Genomic DNA, 15,397 nt, shown 5'->3' on the forward strand with positions numbered 1-15,397 from the left:
TACCGATGACGAGAGGGCCGAGCGGATGTCGCATCCGCTCGGCCCTCGTCGTCTGACCGGTGTCGGCCCGTGTGCTCAGACCGGCTCGGGCACCCAGTCGCCGGTGGCGAGGTAGTCGACCTTCTGCGCGATCGCGACGGCGTGGTCGGCGAATCGCTCGTGGTAGCGGCTCGCGAGCGTCGAGTCGACGGTGTCGACGGCCTGGCCCTTCCAGGTCTCGCCGAGCACCTTGTCGAACACCGACAGGTGCAGCGCGTCGACCTTGTCGTCCTCGTCGCGGATCGCCTTCGCGAGCTCGACGTCCTCGCTCTCGAGCAGGGTCACGAGCTTCCGCGCGATCTCGACATCGAGCGCGCCCATCTCGATGAACGTGGGGCGGAGCGACTTCGGCACGACCTTGTCGGGGAAGCGGTAGCGGGCCAGCTGCGAGATGTGCGTGGCGAGATCGCCCATGCGCTCGAGCGAGGCCGAGATGCGCAGCGCGCTGACGACGATGCGCAGGTCGCGGGCGACGGGCTGCTGGCGGGCGAGGATCGTGATGGCGAGCTCGTCGAGCGCTTGCGCGCGCTGGTCGATCAGGTGGTCGTCGGCGATGACCTCCTCGGCCAGACTGACGTTCGACTCGTTGAAGGCGCGCGTCGCCTTCTCGATGGCCTCGGCGACGAGCTTCGCGATCTCGACGAGGCCGTCCTGAACCTCGCGCAGTTCCTGCTGGAACACCTCACGCATGTGTTTGACCCCTTCGATGGTCTCGGGCTCCCACGACGGGCACGCGGGACGACCGGTCTCGGACCGGCACGCGACATCCTCTCCGTCGAAGGTGAACGGCAGGTGCCGTGCTGCTGAACTCTCCCTAACCTACCCCCGGCCGGCGTCCACCCGGGGGAAAGCGAGGTGACCGGCATGGTTAGGGTGGTGCCATGGACTCCACCTGGTCGGTGCTGGTCGCGCTGACCTTCGGCATCCTCCTCGGGGCCGGGTTCACGGTCGTGCTGCACATGGCCGAACGGCGCGGCCAGAGCGCAGCTCGCGTCGTCGCACCGACGATTCCCGACGGCGTCGACCAGGTGCTCGACGTGCTGGAGTCCGCGGGCGTCGTGCTCGACCCGTCCAACAACGTGCTGCGCGCCTCGCCGGGCGCCCTCGCAATGGGTCTCGTCCGCAACCAGATGCTCGCGCACGCCGAGCTGGTCGACCTCGTCTCGGGCGTGCGTCGGACGGGCGAGCCCGTCGCGCTCGAGATGGAGCTCCCGCGCGGCCCGTTCGGCGACGCGACGATGCAGCTCCAGGTCCGCGTGGCCCGCCTCGGGACGCGATTCGTGCTCCTGCTCGCCGATGACCGCACCGAGGCGCACCGGCTCGACGAGGTGCGCCGCGACTTCATCGCGAACATCAGCCACGAGCTGAAGACGCCGATCGCGTCCGTGAGCCTGCTCGCCGAGGCGCTCGACCAGGCCGCCGACGAGCCCGAGCAGGTGCGCCGGTTCGCCGACCGCCTCGGGATCGAGTCGACCCGGCTGGCGCACATCACGGGCGAGGTCATCGAGCTCTCCCGGCTGCAGGCGCGCGATGCGCTCCGGCGCGACGAGCTCGTCCAGGTCGACCGAGTGGTGGCCGCTGCGGTCGACCAGAACCGCGTCGTCGCCGCGGCGAAGGGCGTCGACGTGGCCGTACGGGCGAAGTCCCGCGCTGAGGTCTACGGCGACGAGGCGCTCCTCGTCGTCGCCCTGCACAACCTGATCTCGAACGCGATCGCCTACTCGAGCGAGGGCGGACGGGTCGGAGTCGGCGTCATCGTCGACGACGACGCGGTGGAGATCTCGATCGCCGACCAGGGCATCGGCATCGCGCCGGAGGACCTCGACCGCGTGTTCGAGCGCTTCTACCGCGTCGACCAGGCGCGGTCGCGGAACACGGGCGGCTCGGGCCTCGGCCTCAGCATCGTCAAGCACACGGTGCAGAACCACGGCGGCGACGTGCGCGTGTGGTCGCGACCCGGTCGCGGCTCGACGTTCACGATCCGGCTGCCGCTGGCCGAACGACCGATCGCACGCGAACCCGCGGAGATCGCCGAACCTGCATCCGACGCGCCGGAACCCGTCGCAGAGGACGCCAAGACCCGTATCGCCGCGGCACTTCCGGCCGCGCCAGCCCGAGGAGACCGAGAGTGACCCGCATCCTGCTCGTCGAGGACGAGATCGCGCTGAGCGACCCGCTGAGCTTCCTGCTCGGGCGCGAGGGCTACGAAGTGGAGGTCGCCGCCGACGGCCTCGCCGCCGTGGCCGCGTTCGACCGCGACGGAGCCGACCTCGTGCTGCTCGACCTCATGCTCCCCGGCCTCCCGGGGACGGAGGTCTGCCGTGAGATCCGCCAGCGTTCGACCGTGCCCATCATCATGCTCACCGCCAAGGACTCCGAGGTGGACATCGTCGTGGGGCTCGAGCTCGGCGCCGACGACTACGTGACGAAGCCCTACTCGACCCGCGAGCTGCTCGCGCGCATCCGCGCGGTGCTCCGTCGGCGCATCGAGCCCGACGACCTCGACGAGGCCGTCATCGAGGGAGGCCGCGTCAGGATGGACGTCGACCGCCACACGGTCGAGGTCGACGGCGAGGCGGTCGCGATGCCGCTCAAGGAATTCGAGCTGCTCGAACTGCTCATGCGCAACGCCGGGCGCGTCCTCACGCGCGGCCAGCTCATCGACCGCGTGTGGGGGAGCGACTACTTCGGCGACACGAAGACCCTCGATGTGCACATCAAGCGCATCCGCTCGAAGATCGAGGTCACGCCCTCCGAGCCCGTGCAGCTCGTGACCGTGCGCGGGCTCGGCTACCGCTTCGAGGCGTAGTGCGCGAACGAGAAGAGCGGATGCCGTCGGCTCGCGCCGCGGCATCCGCTCTCGTGGTCTTCAGGCCCCTTAAGGGACGAGGTCCTCGTACTCGGGGAGCCGGCCGTCGAGCACGGGCACCTGGATCTCGACACCCTCGGCGCTGCCCGCCTGGAGGTACACGGAGACGAGGCCGCCGACTTCGGCGTCGAGGTTCTCGATGAGCAGGGGCTCCTCGTCGGCGGTGCCGAGCGAGACGGTCTCGCCGCCGTCGACGTCGATCTCGAAGGTGTCGCCCTGGTCGACGAGCTGGACCGAGAGGGTCTCGTCGTCGGTGCTCGTGTTGGTCACGGAGAGGACGAGGTTGCCCTCGTCGCCCTCGTCGCTCACGATGAGCGCGTTGCGCACGTCGAGGCCGCCGACATCGGCCGAGACGCCGTCGCTCGCGTCGTACTTCTCGGTGGTCGCCTGGTAGGTCAGCATGGCGCAGCCGCTGCCGCCGATGGCGATGCCGAGTGCCAGTGCAGCGGATGCCGCGAGACGCGCCTTCACAGAACCTCCAAGGACGAGCGTGCGCGCAGCGGAATGCACCCGCGCGCGTGTGAACGAAGTCGAGTGTAGCCTAGCGCGTCGGCGCCCTCGGGGCGGGGAGGCGGAACCTTAGCACTACCTCGGTGTGATATCCTGAAAGTTGCCGAAAGGACGTCTATTCATGCTTTTTGAGGTTGGCGAGACCGTCGTTTACCCCCACCACGGTGCCGCAACGATCGTCGAAGTCAAGAAACGCATCATCAAGGGCGAAGAGAAGCTCTACCTCAAGCTGAACGTCACGCAGGGAGACCTCGTGATCGAGGTGCCCGCCGAGAACGTCGACCTGGTCGGCGTGCGTGACGTGATCGGCAAGGAAGGCCTCGACAAGGTCTTCGAGGTGCTGCGCGCCCCCTTCACCGAGGAGCCGACCAACTGGTCGCGTCGCTACAAGGCGAACCTCGAGAAGCTCGCCTCGGGCGACGTGATCAAGGTCTCCGAGGTCGTCCGCGACCTCTGGCGCCGTGATCAGGACCGCGGCCTGTCCGCGGGTGAGAAGCGCATGCTCGCGAAGGCTCGCCAGATCCTGATCTCCGAGCTCGCGCTCGCGGAGAAGACCGACGAGGAGCAGGCTTCGACCGTCCTCGACGAGGTGCTCGCCTCCTAGGCGAGAGCCCTTCGACGATCGCCGCCGGCGCGGAAGCGCATGGCGGCGATCGTCGTATCCGGGGCCGGCCCGCGACGGAGCCGGACCGGGTCGATCGGCCCGGTGACGTGTCGTTCCGGCGGCTACGGTGGAGGAGTGAACGACTCCACCGTCGCCGTCATCGTCGTGGCCGCCGGCTCAGGCACCCGGCTCGGGCATCCGGAACCGAAGGCCCTCGTCCCGCTCGGCGGCGACACGATCCTCGGGGTCGCGTTGGATGCCGTGCTCGGCATGCGCGAGACGCCGTACGTGGTCGTGGTGGCTCCGGCCGATCGCGTGGACGAGGTGCGCGAGCGCTCCGCCTCGCGCGTGGCCGCGGCATCCGTCGACCTCGTGGTCGTGCCCGGCGGGCTCACCCGGCAGGAGTCGGTCGCGCGCGGCATCGCCGAGCTCCCGCGCGAGATCGAGGTCGTGCTCGTGCACGACGCGGCGCGGCCGCTCGCCCCTTCCGCGGTGTTCGACGAGGTCGCCGCGGCGGTCGAAGCACGTGGGCGCGGCATCGTGCCCGGCCTCCCCGTCGTCGACACCGTCAAGCGCGTCGACGCCGAGGGGCACGTCCTCGAGACGGTCGATCGGTCGGAGCTCGCCGCCATGCAGACGCCGCAGGGCTTCCCCCGCGAGGTGCTCGAGTCGGCCTACGCCGCCGCCGGTGCCGACTTCACGGATGACGCGGCCCTCGTCGCCGCCGCCGGCGTGCCCGTCGACGTGGTCCCCGGTGACGCGCGCGCGTTCAAGATCACCGTGCCCTCCGACCTGCACCGTGCCGAGCAGCTGCTCGCCGATCGGGCTGCGAGCACGCCCGCGGCCGAGCGGTCGGCGCCGCGCGCACTCGCGGCGCACGCGTCGGTGCCCCGCGTCGGCACCGGCATCGACGTGCACGGCTTCGCGGACGACCCCGACAGCGCACTCTGGCTCGCGGGCCTGCACTGGCCGGGGGAGCGCGGGCTGTCCGGGCACTCCGACGGCGACGCCGTCGCGCACGCGATCTGCGATGCGCTCCTCGCCGCCGCCGGGTTGGGCGACATCGGCGGCATGTTCGGCACCGACGACCCGCGGTTCTCCGGCGCGCACGGCGAGGTGTTCCTCGCCGAGACCGTGCGCCGACTCGCCGAGGCCGGATGGCACGTCGGCAACGTGTCGGTGCAGGTCGTCGGCAACCGTCCGAAGCTCGCGCCCCGCCGCGCCGAGGCCGAGGCCGCGCTGACCGGCATCGTCGGCGCCCCCGTCAGCCTCGCCGCGACGACGACCGACGGCCTCGGCTTCACCGGCCGCGGCGAGGGCGTTACGGCCATCGCGACCGCGCTCGTCGTCCCCGCCTGAGGCCCGCGCACCCGGAGGCGCGGGCGGCCGCGGCGGCGGGCGCCGAACGACGTGGCATCCGTCGTCGACGTCCTCGGACCCGCAGCGCCGGTACGCTTGACGGGTGACGGTGCGACTCCACGATTCGAAGGCCCAGGCGCTGCGTGACTTCGTGCCCCTCGAGGAGGGGCACGTCGGCATGTACGTCTGCGGACCGACCGTGCAGTCGAGCCCGCACATCGGGCACCTCCGGAGCGCGCTGGTGTACGACATCATGCGCCGCTGGTTCATGGCGCGCGGGTACGCGGTGACGTTCGTGCGGAACGTGACCGACATCGACGACAAGATCCTGAACGCCGCGGCCGAGGAGGGCATCGGCGAGCAGTGGTGGTCGCTCGCGTACCGGGTCGAGCTCGAGTTCACCGCCGCCTACAACGCGCTCGGCATCCTGCCGCCGACGTACGAACCGCGCGCCACTGCGAGCGTCACGCAGATGCAGCGGATCATCCAGCGACTCATCGACCGCGGGCACGCCTACCCGGCGCCCGACGGCTCCGGCGACGTCTACTTCGACACCGGCAGCTGGCCGACCTACGGCGAGCTGACCCGTCAGGCCCGCGAGAACATGGAGGCCGCGGCCGACTCCGACCCGCGCGGCAAGCGCGACCCGCGCGACTTCGCGCTCTGGAAGGGCCACAAGGCGACCGAGCCGCGCTCGGCGGGCTGGGAATCGCCGTGGGGACCCGGCCGGCCCGGATGGCACATCGAATGCTCGGCGATGGCGGCGCGCTACCTCGGACCCGAATTCGACATCCACGGCGGCGGGCTCGACCTGCGCTTCCCCCACCACGAGAACGAGCTCGCGCAGTCGACCGCGGCCGGCGACGGCTTCGCGCGCCACTGGGTGCACAACGGCCTCGTGAACATCGGCGGCCAGAAGATGTCGAAGTCGCTCGGCAACTCCGTGTACGCGAGCGAGCTGACGGCGCTCGCCTCGCCCCTCGCCGTCAGGTACCTGCTCGGCCAGGCGCACTACCGCTCGACGCTCGACTACTCGCCCGACTCGCTCCCCGAGGCCGAGGCGGCGGTCGACCGCATCCGCACCTTCCTCACGCGCGTCGAGCGGCGCCTCACGGGCACCCGTTACGCCGATGCGGGGGCGGATGCCTCGTGGCCGGAGTCCTTCGCCGAGGCCATGGACGACGACCTCGGCGTGCCGCAGGCGCTCGCCGTCCTGCACGAGACCGTCCGTGCCGGCAACCAGGCGCTCGACGGGGAGGACCTCGGGACGGCGGCCGACCTGCGCGGCCAGGTGCTCGCGATGGTCCGCGTGCTCGGCATCGATCCGACCGACGCACTCTGGGCGACGGATGCCGGTCCGGCCGCCACCGCGCTCGACACCCTCGTCGCCCGGCTCCTCGAGGATCGCCGCGCAGCGCGCGCCTCGAAGGACTGGGCCGCCGCCGACCGCATCCGCACCGAGCTCGCGGACGCCGGCATCACCATCGAAGACAGCCAGACCGGAACGCATTGGAGCCTCACCTCATGAAGGGCAGCAGCGGAAAGCCTCGCGCCGGAGCGGTGCGCAAGAAGGGCAAGGGCCAGAAGGTCGGAACCGGCGGCCACAGCCGCAAGGCCCTCGAGGGAAAGGGCCCGACGCCGAAGGCGGAGGATCGCCCCTACCACCAGGCGTACAAGAAGAAGGCGGCCGCCGAGCGCGCCGCCGCCAAGTCCGGCGGTCGCGGCGGGCAGCGCCCCGGGGCGCCGCGCGGTGCGTCGGGTGCCGCACGTCGGGCCAAGTCGGGCGACGAGTCCGAGATCGTGACCGGGCGCAACGCCGTCGTCGAGGCGCTGCGCACGCGCATCCCCGCGACGACGCTCTACCTCGCCGCCCGGATCGAGATGGACGACCGCGTCAAGGAGGCCGTGAAGGTCGCAACGAGCCGCGGCATCCCGATCCTCGAGGTCATGCGGCCCGAGCTCGACCGGCTTGCGGGTGAAGGCGGCGTGCACCAGGGGCTCGCGCTCAAGGTGCCGCCGTACGAGTACGCGCACCCCGTCGACCTGCTCGACGAGGTCGTCGACTCCGGTGAGACTCCGCTGTTCGTCGCCCTCGACGGCGTGACCGATCCGCGCAACCTCGGCGCCATCATCCGCTCGACGGCCGCCTTCGGCGGCCACGGCGTCATCGTGCCGCAGCGCCGATCGGTCGGCGTGACCGCTTCCGCATGGAAGACGTCCGCGGGCGCCGCCGCACGCGTGCCCGTCGCGATGGCCTCCAACCTCACCCAGTCGCTCAAGGCGTTGAAGGAGCGCGGCGTGTTCGTGCTCGGCCTCGACGGCGGCGGAGACGTGTCGCTGCCGGGCCTCGACTTCGCCGACCGGCCGATCGTCATCGTCGTCGGCTCCGAGGGCAAGGGGCTCTCGCGGCTCGTCACCGAGACCTGCGACGCGGTCGTGTCGATCCCGATCTCGGCGGCGACCGAATCGTTGAACGCCGGCATCGCGGCATCCGTCACGCTCTACGAGATCGCGAAGCTGCGCGCCGAGTAGGGCGGCCTCGCCGGGCGGCCGGGCGGCCGGGACGCGTCAGACCTTCTGGCGCCAGTCGCCCTCGTCGTCGGGATCGTGCACCGGCACGGCCGCCGTGTCGGGGGCGATCGCGGGCATCGCGGTCGTGATCGCCTCGGTCGGAGGCCCGATGACGGTCGCCTCGTCGCGCCGGTGGCGGAGCTCGTCGTTGATGTACGAGGTGAGGGCCTCCGCGAGGGGGATGTCGCGCCCCGCCGTCTGCGCCATGTACCACCGGTGCTCCAGCAGTTGGTGGAAGATCTCGGCGGGCTCCAGCTTGCCGCGCAGGTCCTGCGGCACGGCGCGGACGACCGGCTCGAACACCCGCATGAGCCATTCGTGGGCGACCATCTCCTCGTCGGCGTCCTTCCGGTACGCGGCGCGATAGGAGTCGAGGTCGTTCAGCAGGCGTCGCGCCTGGTTCTCGCCGGCGTCGAGGCCGGTCAGGCGCAGGAGTCGCCGCTGGTGGTGCCCGGCGTCGACGACCTTGGGCTGGATGCGGAGCGTCGTGCCCGACTCGTCGGTCCGGATCGCGAGCTCCTCGATGTCGAACCCGAGGTCGTTCAGGCGGTTGACGCGCTCGTTGATCCGCCAGCGCTCGGCCATGCCGAAGGACTCGCTACCCGTGAGCTCGCGCCAGAGGTTCCGGTAGGCGTCGACGATGCCGTTGGAGATGTTGACCGGGTCGAGCTCGTCGGCGACGCGCCCGCCCGCCTCGAGGTCGAGGAGCTCGCCCGCGATGTTGACCCGCGCGATCTCGAGGTCGTTCTCACGTTGGCCGTTCGACAGGCCGCCCTCGTAGAGCTTGCCGGTCTCGGCATCGACGAGGTAGGCGGCGAACGCGCCCGCGTCGCGCCGGAACAGCGTGTTCGAGAGCGAGACGTCGCCCCAGAAGAAGCCGATGATGTGCAGCCGGACCAGGAGCACGGCGAGGGCGTCGACGAGTCGGGTCGCGGTGTCGGGGCGGAGCGTCTGCGAGAACAGCGCGCGATACGGGAGCGAGAAGCGGAGGTGCCGCGTGACGAGCACCGGGGCCAGCGCTTCGCCGTCGGCGTCGGTGCGGTTGGTGATGACCGCGACCGGCTCGACGCATGGGATCTCGAGGCGTTGCAGCGTGCGCAGCATCTCGTACTCGCCCTTGGCCATCTCGGCCGTGGTCTCCTTGATGGCGACGACGTGGCCGCTCAAGTGGGCGAACCGCACGAGGTGGCGGGAGATGCCCTTGGGCAGCGCGGCGATGTTCTCGCTCGGCCATGCCTCGAGCGGGAGGTGCCACGGGAGGTCGAGCAGTGCGGGGTCGGTCATCGCCGACGTGATCGAGAGAGTGCCGCTCATCAGGGACAGCGTAGCGGGGAACGACGAAGCCGGCCGGGCCGAGGGCCCGACCGGCTTCGTGGACGACCGGCGTCGGTCAGCTGGCGACCGCCGTCTTGAGCAGGCGCTCGCCCGACTCGGCGTCGAACACGTGCACGTGCTTCGGGGTCGGGAGCAGGTAGACCGTGTCGCCCGCGAACGGGTGGCTGCGGCCGTCGACGCGCGCGACGATGTCGGTGCGCTTGCCCTCGATCTCGGAGTGGCCGTAGAGGTAGCCGTCGGCGCCGAGTTCCTCGACGAGGTCGACCTTCACCTCGAGGCCCTCGCCGGGCGTGTTCGAGACCTGGATGTCCTCGGGGCGGACGCCCACGGTCACGACGTCGCCCGAGGCCGAGGCGAGCGCGTCGCGCTCGACGTCGACCGTGGCGGTGCCGAACTTGATGCCGCCCTCGACGAGCTCGGCGTGGAACAGGTTCATCGCGGGCGAGCCGATGAAGCCCGCAACGAAGACGTTGCTCGGCCGCTCGTAGAGCTCGCGGGGCGTGCCGACCTGCTGGAGGACGCCGTCCTTCAGCACGGCGATGCGGTCGCCCATGGTGAGCGCCTCGGTCTGGTCGTGCGTGACGTAGACCGTCGTGACGCCGAGGCGGCGCTGGAGCGAGGCGATCTGGGTGCGGGTCTGCACGCGGAGCTTGGCGTCGAGGTTCGACAGCGGCTCGTCCATGAGGAACACCTGCGGCTGGCGCACGATCGCGCGGCCCATCGCGACGCGCTGGCGCTGGCCGCCCGAGAGCGCCTTCGGCTTGCGGTTGAGGTACGGCTCGAGGTCGAGCAGCTTCGCGGCCTCGAGGACGCGCGCGGCGCGCTCCTCCTTGCCGACGCCGGCGATCTTGAGCGCGAAGCCCATGTTCTCGGCGACGGTCATGTGCGGGTACAGCGCGTAGTTCTGGAAGACCATCGCGATGTCGCGGTCCTTCGGCGGCACGTCGGTGACGTTGCGGTCGCCGATGAAGATGTTGCCGTCGTTGACCTCTTCGAGGCCCGCGAGCATGCGGAGCGACGTGGACTTGCCGCAGCCGGAGGGTCCGACCAGGACGAGGAACTCCCCGTCGGCGATCTCGAGGTCGAGCTGGTCGACGGCGGGACGGGTGCCACCCGGGTAGAGGCGGGTGGCCTTGTCGAACGTGACTGACGCCATGGTTCTGTTCTCCTTCACCGGCAGGTACGTGCCGGACGATCCGTTGTGAATGGAAACGTCGACATCAGCGTCGACGCCCACCCAGTATGACATGGGTTCACGGAACGGCCGGTCCGGCGGCATCCGCTCGGGGCCGGTCGCGGCGAGGCGAGCGGATGCGGCGTCCAGACCGTGTCCGGGCGTCGTTTGGACGATTCCCAGTGATCGCTCCTACACTCGTCGATGCGTGCGCCTGCATGCGCGCGCGCCCCCACAGCGACCCGGAGTAGAGCCACGATGAGCACTGGCGGACCAGAGCCACGCCCCACCCGCAACCAACGCCGCGAGGCGGCCCGCGAGAAGGCGCGAGTCCTCCGCGAGGAGCAGCGCAAGCGCGACCGCCGCAACAAGGTGCTGATCCAGGGCGGCGTGGTCCTCGCGATCGTGGCGGTCGCCGCACTGATCGGCGGCCTGATCTTCAACAGCATCCGTCCGGCGGGGCCGGGCCCGCGGAACATGGCGAGCGACGGCATCCTCCTCGTCGGCGGGGAGAACGGCATCGAGGCGGTGGAGACCCCGGCGATCCCGGCCGGCGGCCAGCCGACTCCGACGGTCCCCGACGAGAGCGGGACCGTCGCGAACATCGTGGTCTACATCGACTACCTGTGCCCCTTCTGCGGCCAGTTCGAGACGACGAACTCCGAGAACATGCGAACCATGATCGAGCAGGGCGCAGCGACGCTCGAGGTGCACCCGATCGCCATCCTCACGAACAAGTCCGCGGGCACGCAGTACTCGCTGCGCGCGGCGAACGCCGCCGCGTGCGTCGCGGAGAAGTCGCCCGAGGCGTTCTTCGACTTCAACTCGCTCATGTTCGAGAACCAGCCCGAGGAGTTGACCGCCGGACTCACGAACGACGAGATCAAGGAGCTCGCGGCGAAGGCCGGAGCGGCGTCGTCGGTCGACTCCTGCATCGACGACACCCGATTCAAGAGCTGGGTGCAGGATGCCACGGAGCGCGCGCTCACCGAGCCGATCCCGAACTCCGACCTCGCGTCGGTGACGGGCACGCCCACCGTGCTCGTGAACGGCAAGCAGTACGTCGGCTCCCTCGAGGACCCGGCCGAGTTCCAGGCGTTCGTCCTCCAGGCCACCGGCGAGAGCTACTCGGAGTCGGAGGCGACCCCCACCCCGACCCCGTCGCCCACGCCCGCAGCGGGCTGAGCCCACCGCGACCGCAGGACGGCCCGGCCCGGCGGCCGGGCCGTCGTCGTGCGTGCCCCTCGGCCGCCTCGGTAGGATGGCAGGGTTCCATGCCGGCTTGGCGCAATTGGTAGCGCACCGCTCTTGTAAAGCGGTGGTTACGGGTTCGAGTCCCGTAGCCGGCTCGATGTCGACGTCCTCCGGTCCCGCCGGTCCGCCTTCCGCGGCGCCGTCCCACGGTGCCCCCGGCGGTCCGGACCACGCCCACCACCACGTCCACGCCGAGTCCTCGCGCATGCCGATGTGGGTCGCCATCGCGCTCACGATCGTCTCGGGCGGCCTCGTCGCGCTGCAGTCGCGCGTCAACGGCGAACTCTCGCGCGAGCTCCACGACTTCTCGGTCGCCGCAGCGATCTCGTTCGGTTCGGGCCTCGTGATCCTGACCCTGCTCGCAGCGCTCTGGCCGGAGGGTCGGCGAGGGCTCGCCCGAGTCCGCGATGCGGTGCGCGCACGACGGCTCGCGTGGTGGATGCTGCTCGGGGGCGTCGCCGGCGCCTGGTTCGTCGCGACCCAGGGACTCGCGGTGGGCGTCCTGGGCGTTGCGCTCTTCACCGTCGCCCTCGTCGCCGGCCAGACGCTCGGCGGCGTCGTGTTCGACGCGATCGGGCTCGGGCCCGGTGGTCGGCGCCCGCTCAGCCCGACCCGCATCGCGGGCGCCGCGTCGGCGCTCGTGGCGATCGGCTGGGCGGTGTCCGCCCAGGTCGCCGAGGCCGTCCCGCTCTGGCTCATGCTGCTGCCGTTCTCGGCCGGCATCGGCGCATCCTGGCAGCAGGCGATGAACGGTCGCGTGCGCACCGCGTCGACGAGCGCCCTCGCGGCGACGTTCACGAACTTCCTCGTCGGAACGATCGTGCTCGTCGTCGTGATGCTCGTGCACGCGGCATCCGTCGGCTGGCCGACCGCGTTCCCCACGGAACCGTGGCTCTACGCGGGCGGCGCGATCGGGTGCGTGTTCATCGCGGCGCAGGCGGTGCTCGTGCGGCGCGTGGGCGTGCTCGTGCTCGCGCTCGGCCTCGTGGCCGGCCAACTCGCCGCGGCGTTGGCGCTCGACCTGCTGCTCCCGACGTCGGCACGTCCGGTGGGCTTCGCGACCGTCGGCGGCACCGTCCTCGCGCTCGTCGCCGTGGCGCTCGCGAGCATCCGCCGGCGCCCCGCGCGTCACCTCGCGGCCGAACCCCCGCCTCCGCCGGGCGAGGCGCCGGGCGACGTCAGTCGAGCGTCGTGAAGCGGTCCGCGGCCCGCGTCCCGGTGCGCCGCTGCGGCCGGTCGGCGGCGCTGCGGCCGCCCACGTAGAGCCAGCCGAGCAGGTGCTCGCCCTCGGCGAGCCCGTGCATCCGTGCGACGGCCGGATGCCGCGTGAACGGCCCGGTGCGCCACATGACGCCCCAGCCCGCGTCGTCGAGGAGCAGTGCGAGGGCGTGGCCGACGCCCGCGGCGCACGCCTCCTGCTCCCAGGCGGGCACCTTCGGGTGCGCCCGCACCGCCGCGACGAGCGCGACGAGCAGGGGCGCGCGGAGCGGCTTGCCGGCGAGCTTGTCGGCGGCGGCGCCCTCGAATCCGGATGCCTCGACGAGGGCGTCCCCGAGCCGCACCCGGGCATCGCCGCGCAGCGCGATCACGCGCCACGGGGCAAGTGCCGCATGGTCGGCGACGGTCGAGGCCGCCTCGACGAGGTCGAGCAGCTGGGCGTCGGTCGGCGCGGCATCCGTCACCTTCGGCCAGGACCGACGTGCGAGGACGGCGTCTCGGGCGGTGGTCACGCTCAGGACTCGGGGGTGAAGTCGAGCGCGATCGAGTTCATGCAGTAGCGGTCGCCCGTGGGGGTTCCGAAGCCGTCGGGGAACACGTGGCCGAGGTGGGAGCCGCAGTTCGCGCAGCGCACCTCGGTGCGCACCATCCCGAGCGACGTGTCCTCGATGAGCTCGACCGCCTCCGGGCGCACCGACTCGTAGAAGCTCGGCCAGCCGCAGCCGGAATCGAACTTCGTGCCCGACTTGAACAGCTCGCTTCCGCACGCGGCGCACGCGTAGACGCCCGCACGTTCCTCATCGAGGAGCTCGCCCGTCCACGGGCGCTCGGTCGCGGCCTCGCGCAGCACCGCGTACTGCTCGTCGCCGAGCTCTGCGCGCCACTCGTCGTCGGACTTGTTCACCTGGTACGCCATACGGTCTCCTCGGGGTCGGCTGGCCGTCTTCCATCGTCGCAGCTTTGCGGGACGTCGGGTGCAACGTGTCCAGATGCGCCCCTGTTCCCCGGTCCGCGGTCGATCCGTCGCCGGGCCGCGGGGGGCACGGCGTCCGGACCGGCCCGCGCGGTGACCGACGTGTCCGGCCCGACCGCGTTCGGGCCGCGCCGACGCGTGGGGCGGCCTCCCGGCGTCCGCTCCCTAGGATGTGGTCGACGGCGGATGCGGCGGATGCGGCGGAACGAGGTGCGATGGACGCGGACGGGCTGGACGAGGCGCAACGCGCGATCCTCGCCTTCGAATCGCGGTCCTGGCGCGATCCCGCTCGCAAGGCCGATGCGATCCGCGATGAGCTCGGACTCTCCGCCGCCCGGTACTATCGCCTCCTCGGCACGCTCGTCGATTCGCCGGCCGCCCTGCGGTTCGACCCGATGCTCATCGGTCGCCTGCAGCGGCAGCGCGACGCGCGCGCTCAGCAGCGAGCGCGCCGAACCATCCCGACCGCCCGGCCGCTCGCCTGAGCGCCCCGACCGACTGGACCACAGGTGCAGAAGTTCCCCCGCGACCGGTTCGACTCGATCCCGCACGGCATGGACCGGGTCGGCGCGCATCGCGCGCCCGCACGTCGCGGACGACGCTGGGTCGCCTTCGCGTGGGCGGCGCTCGCGACCGTCGTGCTCGCCGGCGCCGGCATCGCGGCGGTCGCCGCCTACAACCAGCGACTCGACTTCGACGACACGGCGCTCCCGACGCCCTCGGCCTCGGCCGTACCCACGGCGGAGCCCACGCTCGCGCCTGACGTCACCGTCGCGGTCCTGAACGGCACCTCGACGACCGGACTCGCCGCGCGGGCGGGCGAGACGCTCACCGCCGCGGGCGTACCCGTCGGCATCACCACGAACGCCGACCGCAACGACATCGAGCAGACCGTCGTCTACTACGCCTCGGCCGACCTCGAAGGTGCAGCACGCGGAGTCGCGCAGCAACTGCCCGAGGCCGAGGTGCGGCTGTCGGAGGAGTTCGGCGAGGAGGGCATGCAGCTCGTCGTGGTCCTGGGCGCGGACTACGCGGACGCCGTCGCCGAATGAGCCGGTGACCGAATCGTTGCCATTCTGCGACCATTCGCGCCGCCCCGGCTCTTGTGCCCGCCCGCTGCGTCGTGAGTATCTAGAAACGGCCGCTCGAACACCCGTGTGAGCACCCGACGCCGGTCCCCGTCGTCGACGTCGGCACGACGACGGCCCGGTACAGCCGACGGCACGTGCTGACTTCGATACACGGCAACATGGGAGCAACGCATGGCGAACGGAACCGTGAAGTGGTTCAACGCTGAAAAGGGATACGGATTCATCACCGTCGACGGTGGAGGCCAGGACGTCTTCGTCCACTACTCCGCCATCGACATGGCCGGCTACAAGGTCCTCGAAGAGGGTCAGCAGGTGACCTTCGAGGTGGGCTCCGGCTCGAAGGGCCCGCAGGCCGAGGCGGTCCGCCCCGCCTGAGTTCGATTCTTCGGAAGCGCCGCCG

General features: G+C 71.4%; 17 protein-coding genes and 1 tRNA gene. 12 read left to right on the forward strand and 6 right to left on the reverse strand.

Annotated elements, in window-relative coordinates; all coding sequences use genetic code 11:
* Positions 1-75: 75 nt before the first annotated feature.
* Positions 76-729, reverse strand: coding sequence for a phosphate signaling complex protein PhoU (gene phoU / locus ACSJD1_RS17015; protein ID WP_438856479.1), 654 nt, complete (start codon positions 727-729; stop codon positions 76-78).
* 191 nt (positions 730-920) lie between these two features.
* Between phoU and ACSJD1_RS17020 the strand changes: the two genes are divergently transcribed.
* Entirely contained in the window at positions 921-2,171 is a 1,251-nt protein-coding gene (locus ACSJD1_RS17020; protein ID WP_438856480.1) for a sensor histidine kinase, read from the forward strand.
* Positions 2,168-2,848 (forward strand): response regulator, encoded by a 681-nt coding sequence (locus ACSJD1_RS17025; protein ID WP_438856481.1) that lies wholly within the window; start codon positions 2,168-2,170, stop codon positions 2,846-2,848. Before ACSJD1_RS17020 ends, ACSJD1_RS17025 begins: the two co-directional genes overlap by 4 nt.
* 69 nt (positions 2,849-2,917) lie before the next feature.
* Here the strand turns inward: ACSJD1_RS17025 and ACSJD1_RS17030 are convergent, their stop codons facing one another.
* Positions 2,918-3,379: a hypothetical protein gene (locus tag ACSJD1_RS17030; protein ID WP_438856482.1), complete on the reverse strand. Its 462-nt coding sequence runs from the start codon at positions 3,377-3,379 to the stop codon at positions 2,918-2,920.
* A gap of 160 nt (positions 3,380-3,539) precedes the next feature.
* Here ACSJD1_RS17030 and ACSJD1_RS17035 point away from each other — a divergent pair, with 160 nt between their 5' ends.
* From ACSJD1_RS17035 to rlmB, 4 genes are all read left to right on the forward strand, one after another.
* Complete coding sequence (locus ACSJD1_RS17035; RefSeq protein WP_067948714.1) at positions 3,540-4,022, forward strand: CarD family transcriptional regulator; 483 nt, start codon at positions 3,540-3,542, stop codon at positions 4,020-4,022.
* Between the two features lie 93 nt (positions 4,023-4,115).
* Positions 4,116-5,381 carry a 2-C-methyl-D-erythritol 4-phosphate cytidylyltransferase gene (gene ispD, locus ACSJD1_RS17040; RefSeq protein WP_438856556.1) on the forward strand — a complete coding sequence of 422 codons (1,266 nt, stop codon included), beginning with the start codon at positions 4,116-4,118 and terminating at the stop codon, positions 5,379-5,381.
* Between the two features lie 103 nt (positions 5,382-5,484).
* The gene (gene cysS / locus ACSJD1_RS17045) at positions 5,485-6,909 is read left to right on the forward strand and encodes a cysteine--tRNA ligase (RefSeq protein WP_438856483.1); all 1,425 of its coding nucleotides are present in this window, start codon (positions 5,485-5,487) and stop codon (positions 6,907-6,909) included.
* Positions 6,906-7,913 carry a 23S rRNA (guanosine(2251)-2'-O)-methyltransferase RlmB gene (rlmB, locus tag ACSJD1_RS17050; protein ID WP_438856484.1) on the forward strand — a complete coding sequence of 336 codons (1,008 nt, stop codon included), beginning with the start codon at positions 6,906-6,908 and terminating at the stop codon, positions 7,911-7,913. Before cysS ends, rlmB begins: the two co-directional genes overlap by 4 nt.
* Before the next feature lie 36 nt (positions 7,914-7,949).
* On the opposite strand, the gene ACSJD1_RS17055 is transcribed toward rlmB, so the two are convergent.
* Positions 7,950-9,266, reverse strand: a complete 1,317-nt coding sequence (locus ACSJD1_RS17055) for a DUF4032 domain-containing protein (RefSeq protein WP_438856485.1) — start codon at positions 9,264-9,266, stop codon at positions 7,950-7,952.
* A 76-nt stretch (positions 9,267-9,342) separates the two neighbouring features.
* Complete coding sequence (locus ACSJD1_RS17060; RefSeq protein ID WP_438856486.1) at positions 9,343-10,443, reverse strand: ABC transporter ATP-binding protein; 1,101 nt, start codon at positions 10,441-10,443, stop codon at positions 9,343-9,345.
* A gap of 276 nt (positions 10,444-10,719) precedes the next feature.
* On the opposite strand from ACSJD1_RS17060, the gene ACSJD1_RS17065 reads away from it, so the two are divergent.
* The 3 genes from ACSJD1_RS17065 (at position 10,720) to ACSJD1_RS17075 (ending at position 12,910) form a co-directional block, all read left to right on the forward strand.
* Entirely contained in the window at positions 10,720-11,646 is a 927-nt protein-coding gene (locus tag ACSJD1_RS17065; protein ID WP_438856487.1) for a DsbA family protein, read from the forward strand.
* A 91-nt stretch (positions 11,647-11,737) separates the two neighbouring features.
* Positions 11,738-11,810: transfer RNA gene (locus ACSJD1_RS17070), tRNA-Thr, on the forward strand.
* 110 nt (positions 11,811-11,920) lie between these two features.
* Positions 11,921-12,910, forward strand: coding sequence for a DMT family transporter (locus ACSJD1_RS17075; RefSeq protein WP_438856488.1), 990 nt, complete (start codon positions 11,921-11,923; stop codon positions 12,908-12,910).
* On the opposite strand, the gene ACSJD1_RS17080 is transcribed toward ACSJD1_RS17075, so the two are convergent.
* Together ACSJD1_RS17080 and msrB are read right to left on the reverse strand one after the other, a co-directional pair.
* Positions 12,894-13,445, reverse strand: a complete 552-nt coding sequence (locus ACSJD1_RS17080; protein WP_438856489.1) for a nitroreductase family protein — start codon at positions 13,443-13,445, stop codon at positions 12,894-12,896. The genes ACSJD1_RS17075 and ACSJD1_RS17080 overlap by 17 nt on opposite strands.
* A gap of 2 nt (positions 13,446-13,447) precedes the next feature.
* Positions 13,448-13,849: a peptide-methionine (R)-S-oxide reductase MsrB gene (msrB, locus tag ACSJD1_RS17085; protein ID WP_438856490.1), complete on the reverse strand. Its 402-nt coding sequence runs from the start codon at positions 13,847-13,849 to the stop codon at positions 13,448-13,450.
* Between the two features lie 272 nt (positions 13,850-14,121).
* Here msrB and ACSJD1_RS17090 point away from each other — a divergent pair, with 272 nt between their 5' ends.
* From ACSJD1_RS17090 to ACSJD1_RS17100, 3 genes are all read left to right on the forward strand, one after another.
* Positions 14,122-14,391: a DUF3263 domain-containing protein gene (locus ACSJD1_RS17090; RefSeq protein WP_438856491.1), complete on the forward strand. Its 270-nt coding sequence runs from the start codon at positions 14,122-14,124 to the stop codon at positions 14,389-14,391.
* A gap of 24 nt (positions 14,392-14,415) precedes the next feature.
* The gene (locus tag ACSJD1_RS17095; protein WP_438856492.1) at positions 14,416-14,958 is read left to right on the forward strand and encodes a LytR C-terminal domain-containing protein; all 543 of its coding nucleotides are present in this window, start codon (positions 14,416-14,418) and stop codon (positions 14,956-14,958) included.
* Between the two features lie 210 nt (positions 14,959-15,168).
* Positions 15,169-15,372: a cold-shock protein gene (locus tag ACSJD1_RS17100; protein WP_067948690.1), complete on the forward strand. Its 204-nt coding sequence runs from the start codon at positions 15,169-15,171 to the stop codon at positions 15,370-15,372.
* Positions 15,373-15,397 lie beyond the last annotated feature (25 nt).

Source organism: Agromyces excoecariae (assembly GCF_051715505.1).
In the GTDB taxonomy this organism is placed as follows: Bacteria; Actinomycetota; Actinomycetes; order Actinomycetales; family Microbacteriaceae; genus Agromyces.

Excerpts from the sequence above, each read along its gene's own strand:
- phoU (WP_438856479.1), bottom strand. The coding sequence starts at position 729 with ATGCGTGAGGTGTTCCAGCAGGAACTGCGCGAGGTTCAGGACGGCCTC.
- ACSJD1_RS17020 (WP_438856480.1), top strand. The coding sequence starts at position 921 with ATGGACTCCACCTGGTCGGTGCTGGTCGCGCTGACCTTCGGCATCCTC.
- ACSJD1_RS17035 (WP_067948714.1), top strand. The coding sequence starts at position 3,540 with ATGCTTTTTGAGGTTGGCGAGACCGTCGTTTACCCCCACCACGGTGCC.
- rlmB (WP_438856484.1), top strand. The coding sequence starts at position 6,906 with ATGAAGGGCAGCAGCGGAAAGCCTCGCGCCGGAGCGGTGCGCAAGAAG.
- ACSJD1_RS17055 (WP_438856485.1), bottom strand. The coding sequence starts at position 9,266 with ATGAGCGGCACTCTCTCGATCACGTCGGCGATGACCGACCCCGCACTG.
- ACSJD1_RS17060 (WP_438856486.1), bottom strand. The coding sequence starts at position 10,443 with ATGGCGTCAGTCACGTTCGACAAGGCCACCCGCCTCTACCCGGGTGGC.
- ACSJD1_RS17065 (WP_438856487.1), top strand. The coding sequence starts at position 10,720 with ATGAGCACTGGCGGACCAGAGCCACGCCCCACCCGCAACCAACGCCGC.
- ACSJD1_RS17075 (WP_438856488.1), top strand. The coding sequence starts at position 11,921 with ATGCCGATGTGGGTCGCCATCGCGCTCACGATCGTCTCGGGCGGCCTC.
- msrB (WP_438856490.1), bottom strand. The coding sequence starts at position 13,849 with ATGGCGTACCAGGTGAACAAGTCCGACGACGAGTGGCGCGCAGAGCTC.
- ACSJD1_RS17090 (WP_438856491.1), top strand. The coding sequence starts at position 14,122 with ATGGACGCGGACGGGCTGGACGAGGCGCAACGCGCGATCCTCGCCTTC.
- ACSJD1_RS17100 (WP_067948690.1), top strand. The coding sequence starts at position 15,169 with ATGGCGAACGGAACCGTGAAGTGGTTCAACGCTGAAAAGGGATACGGA.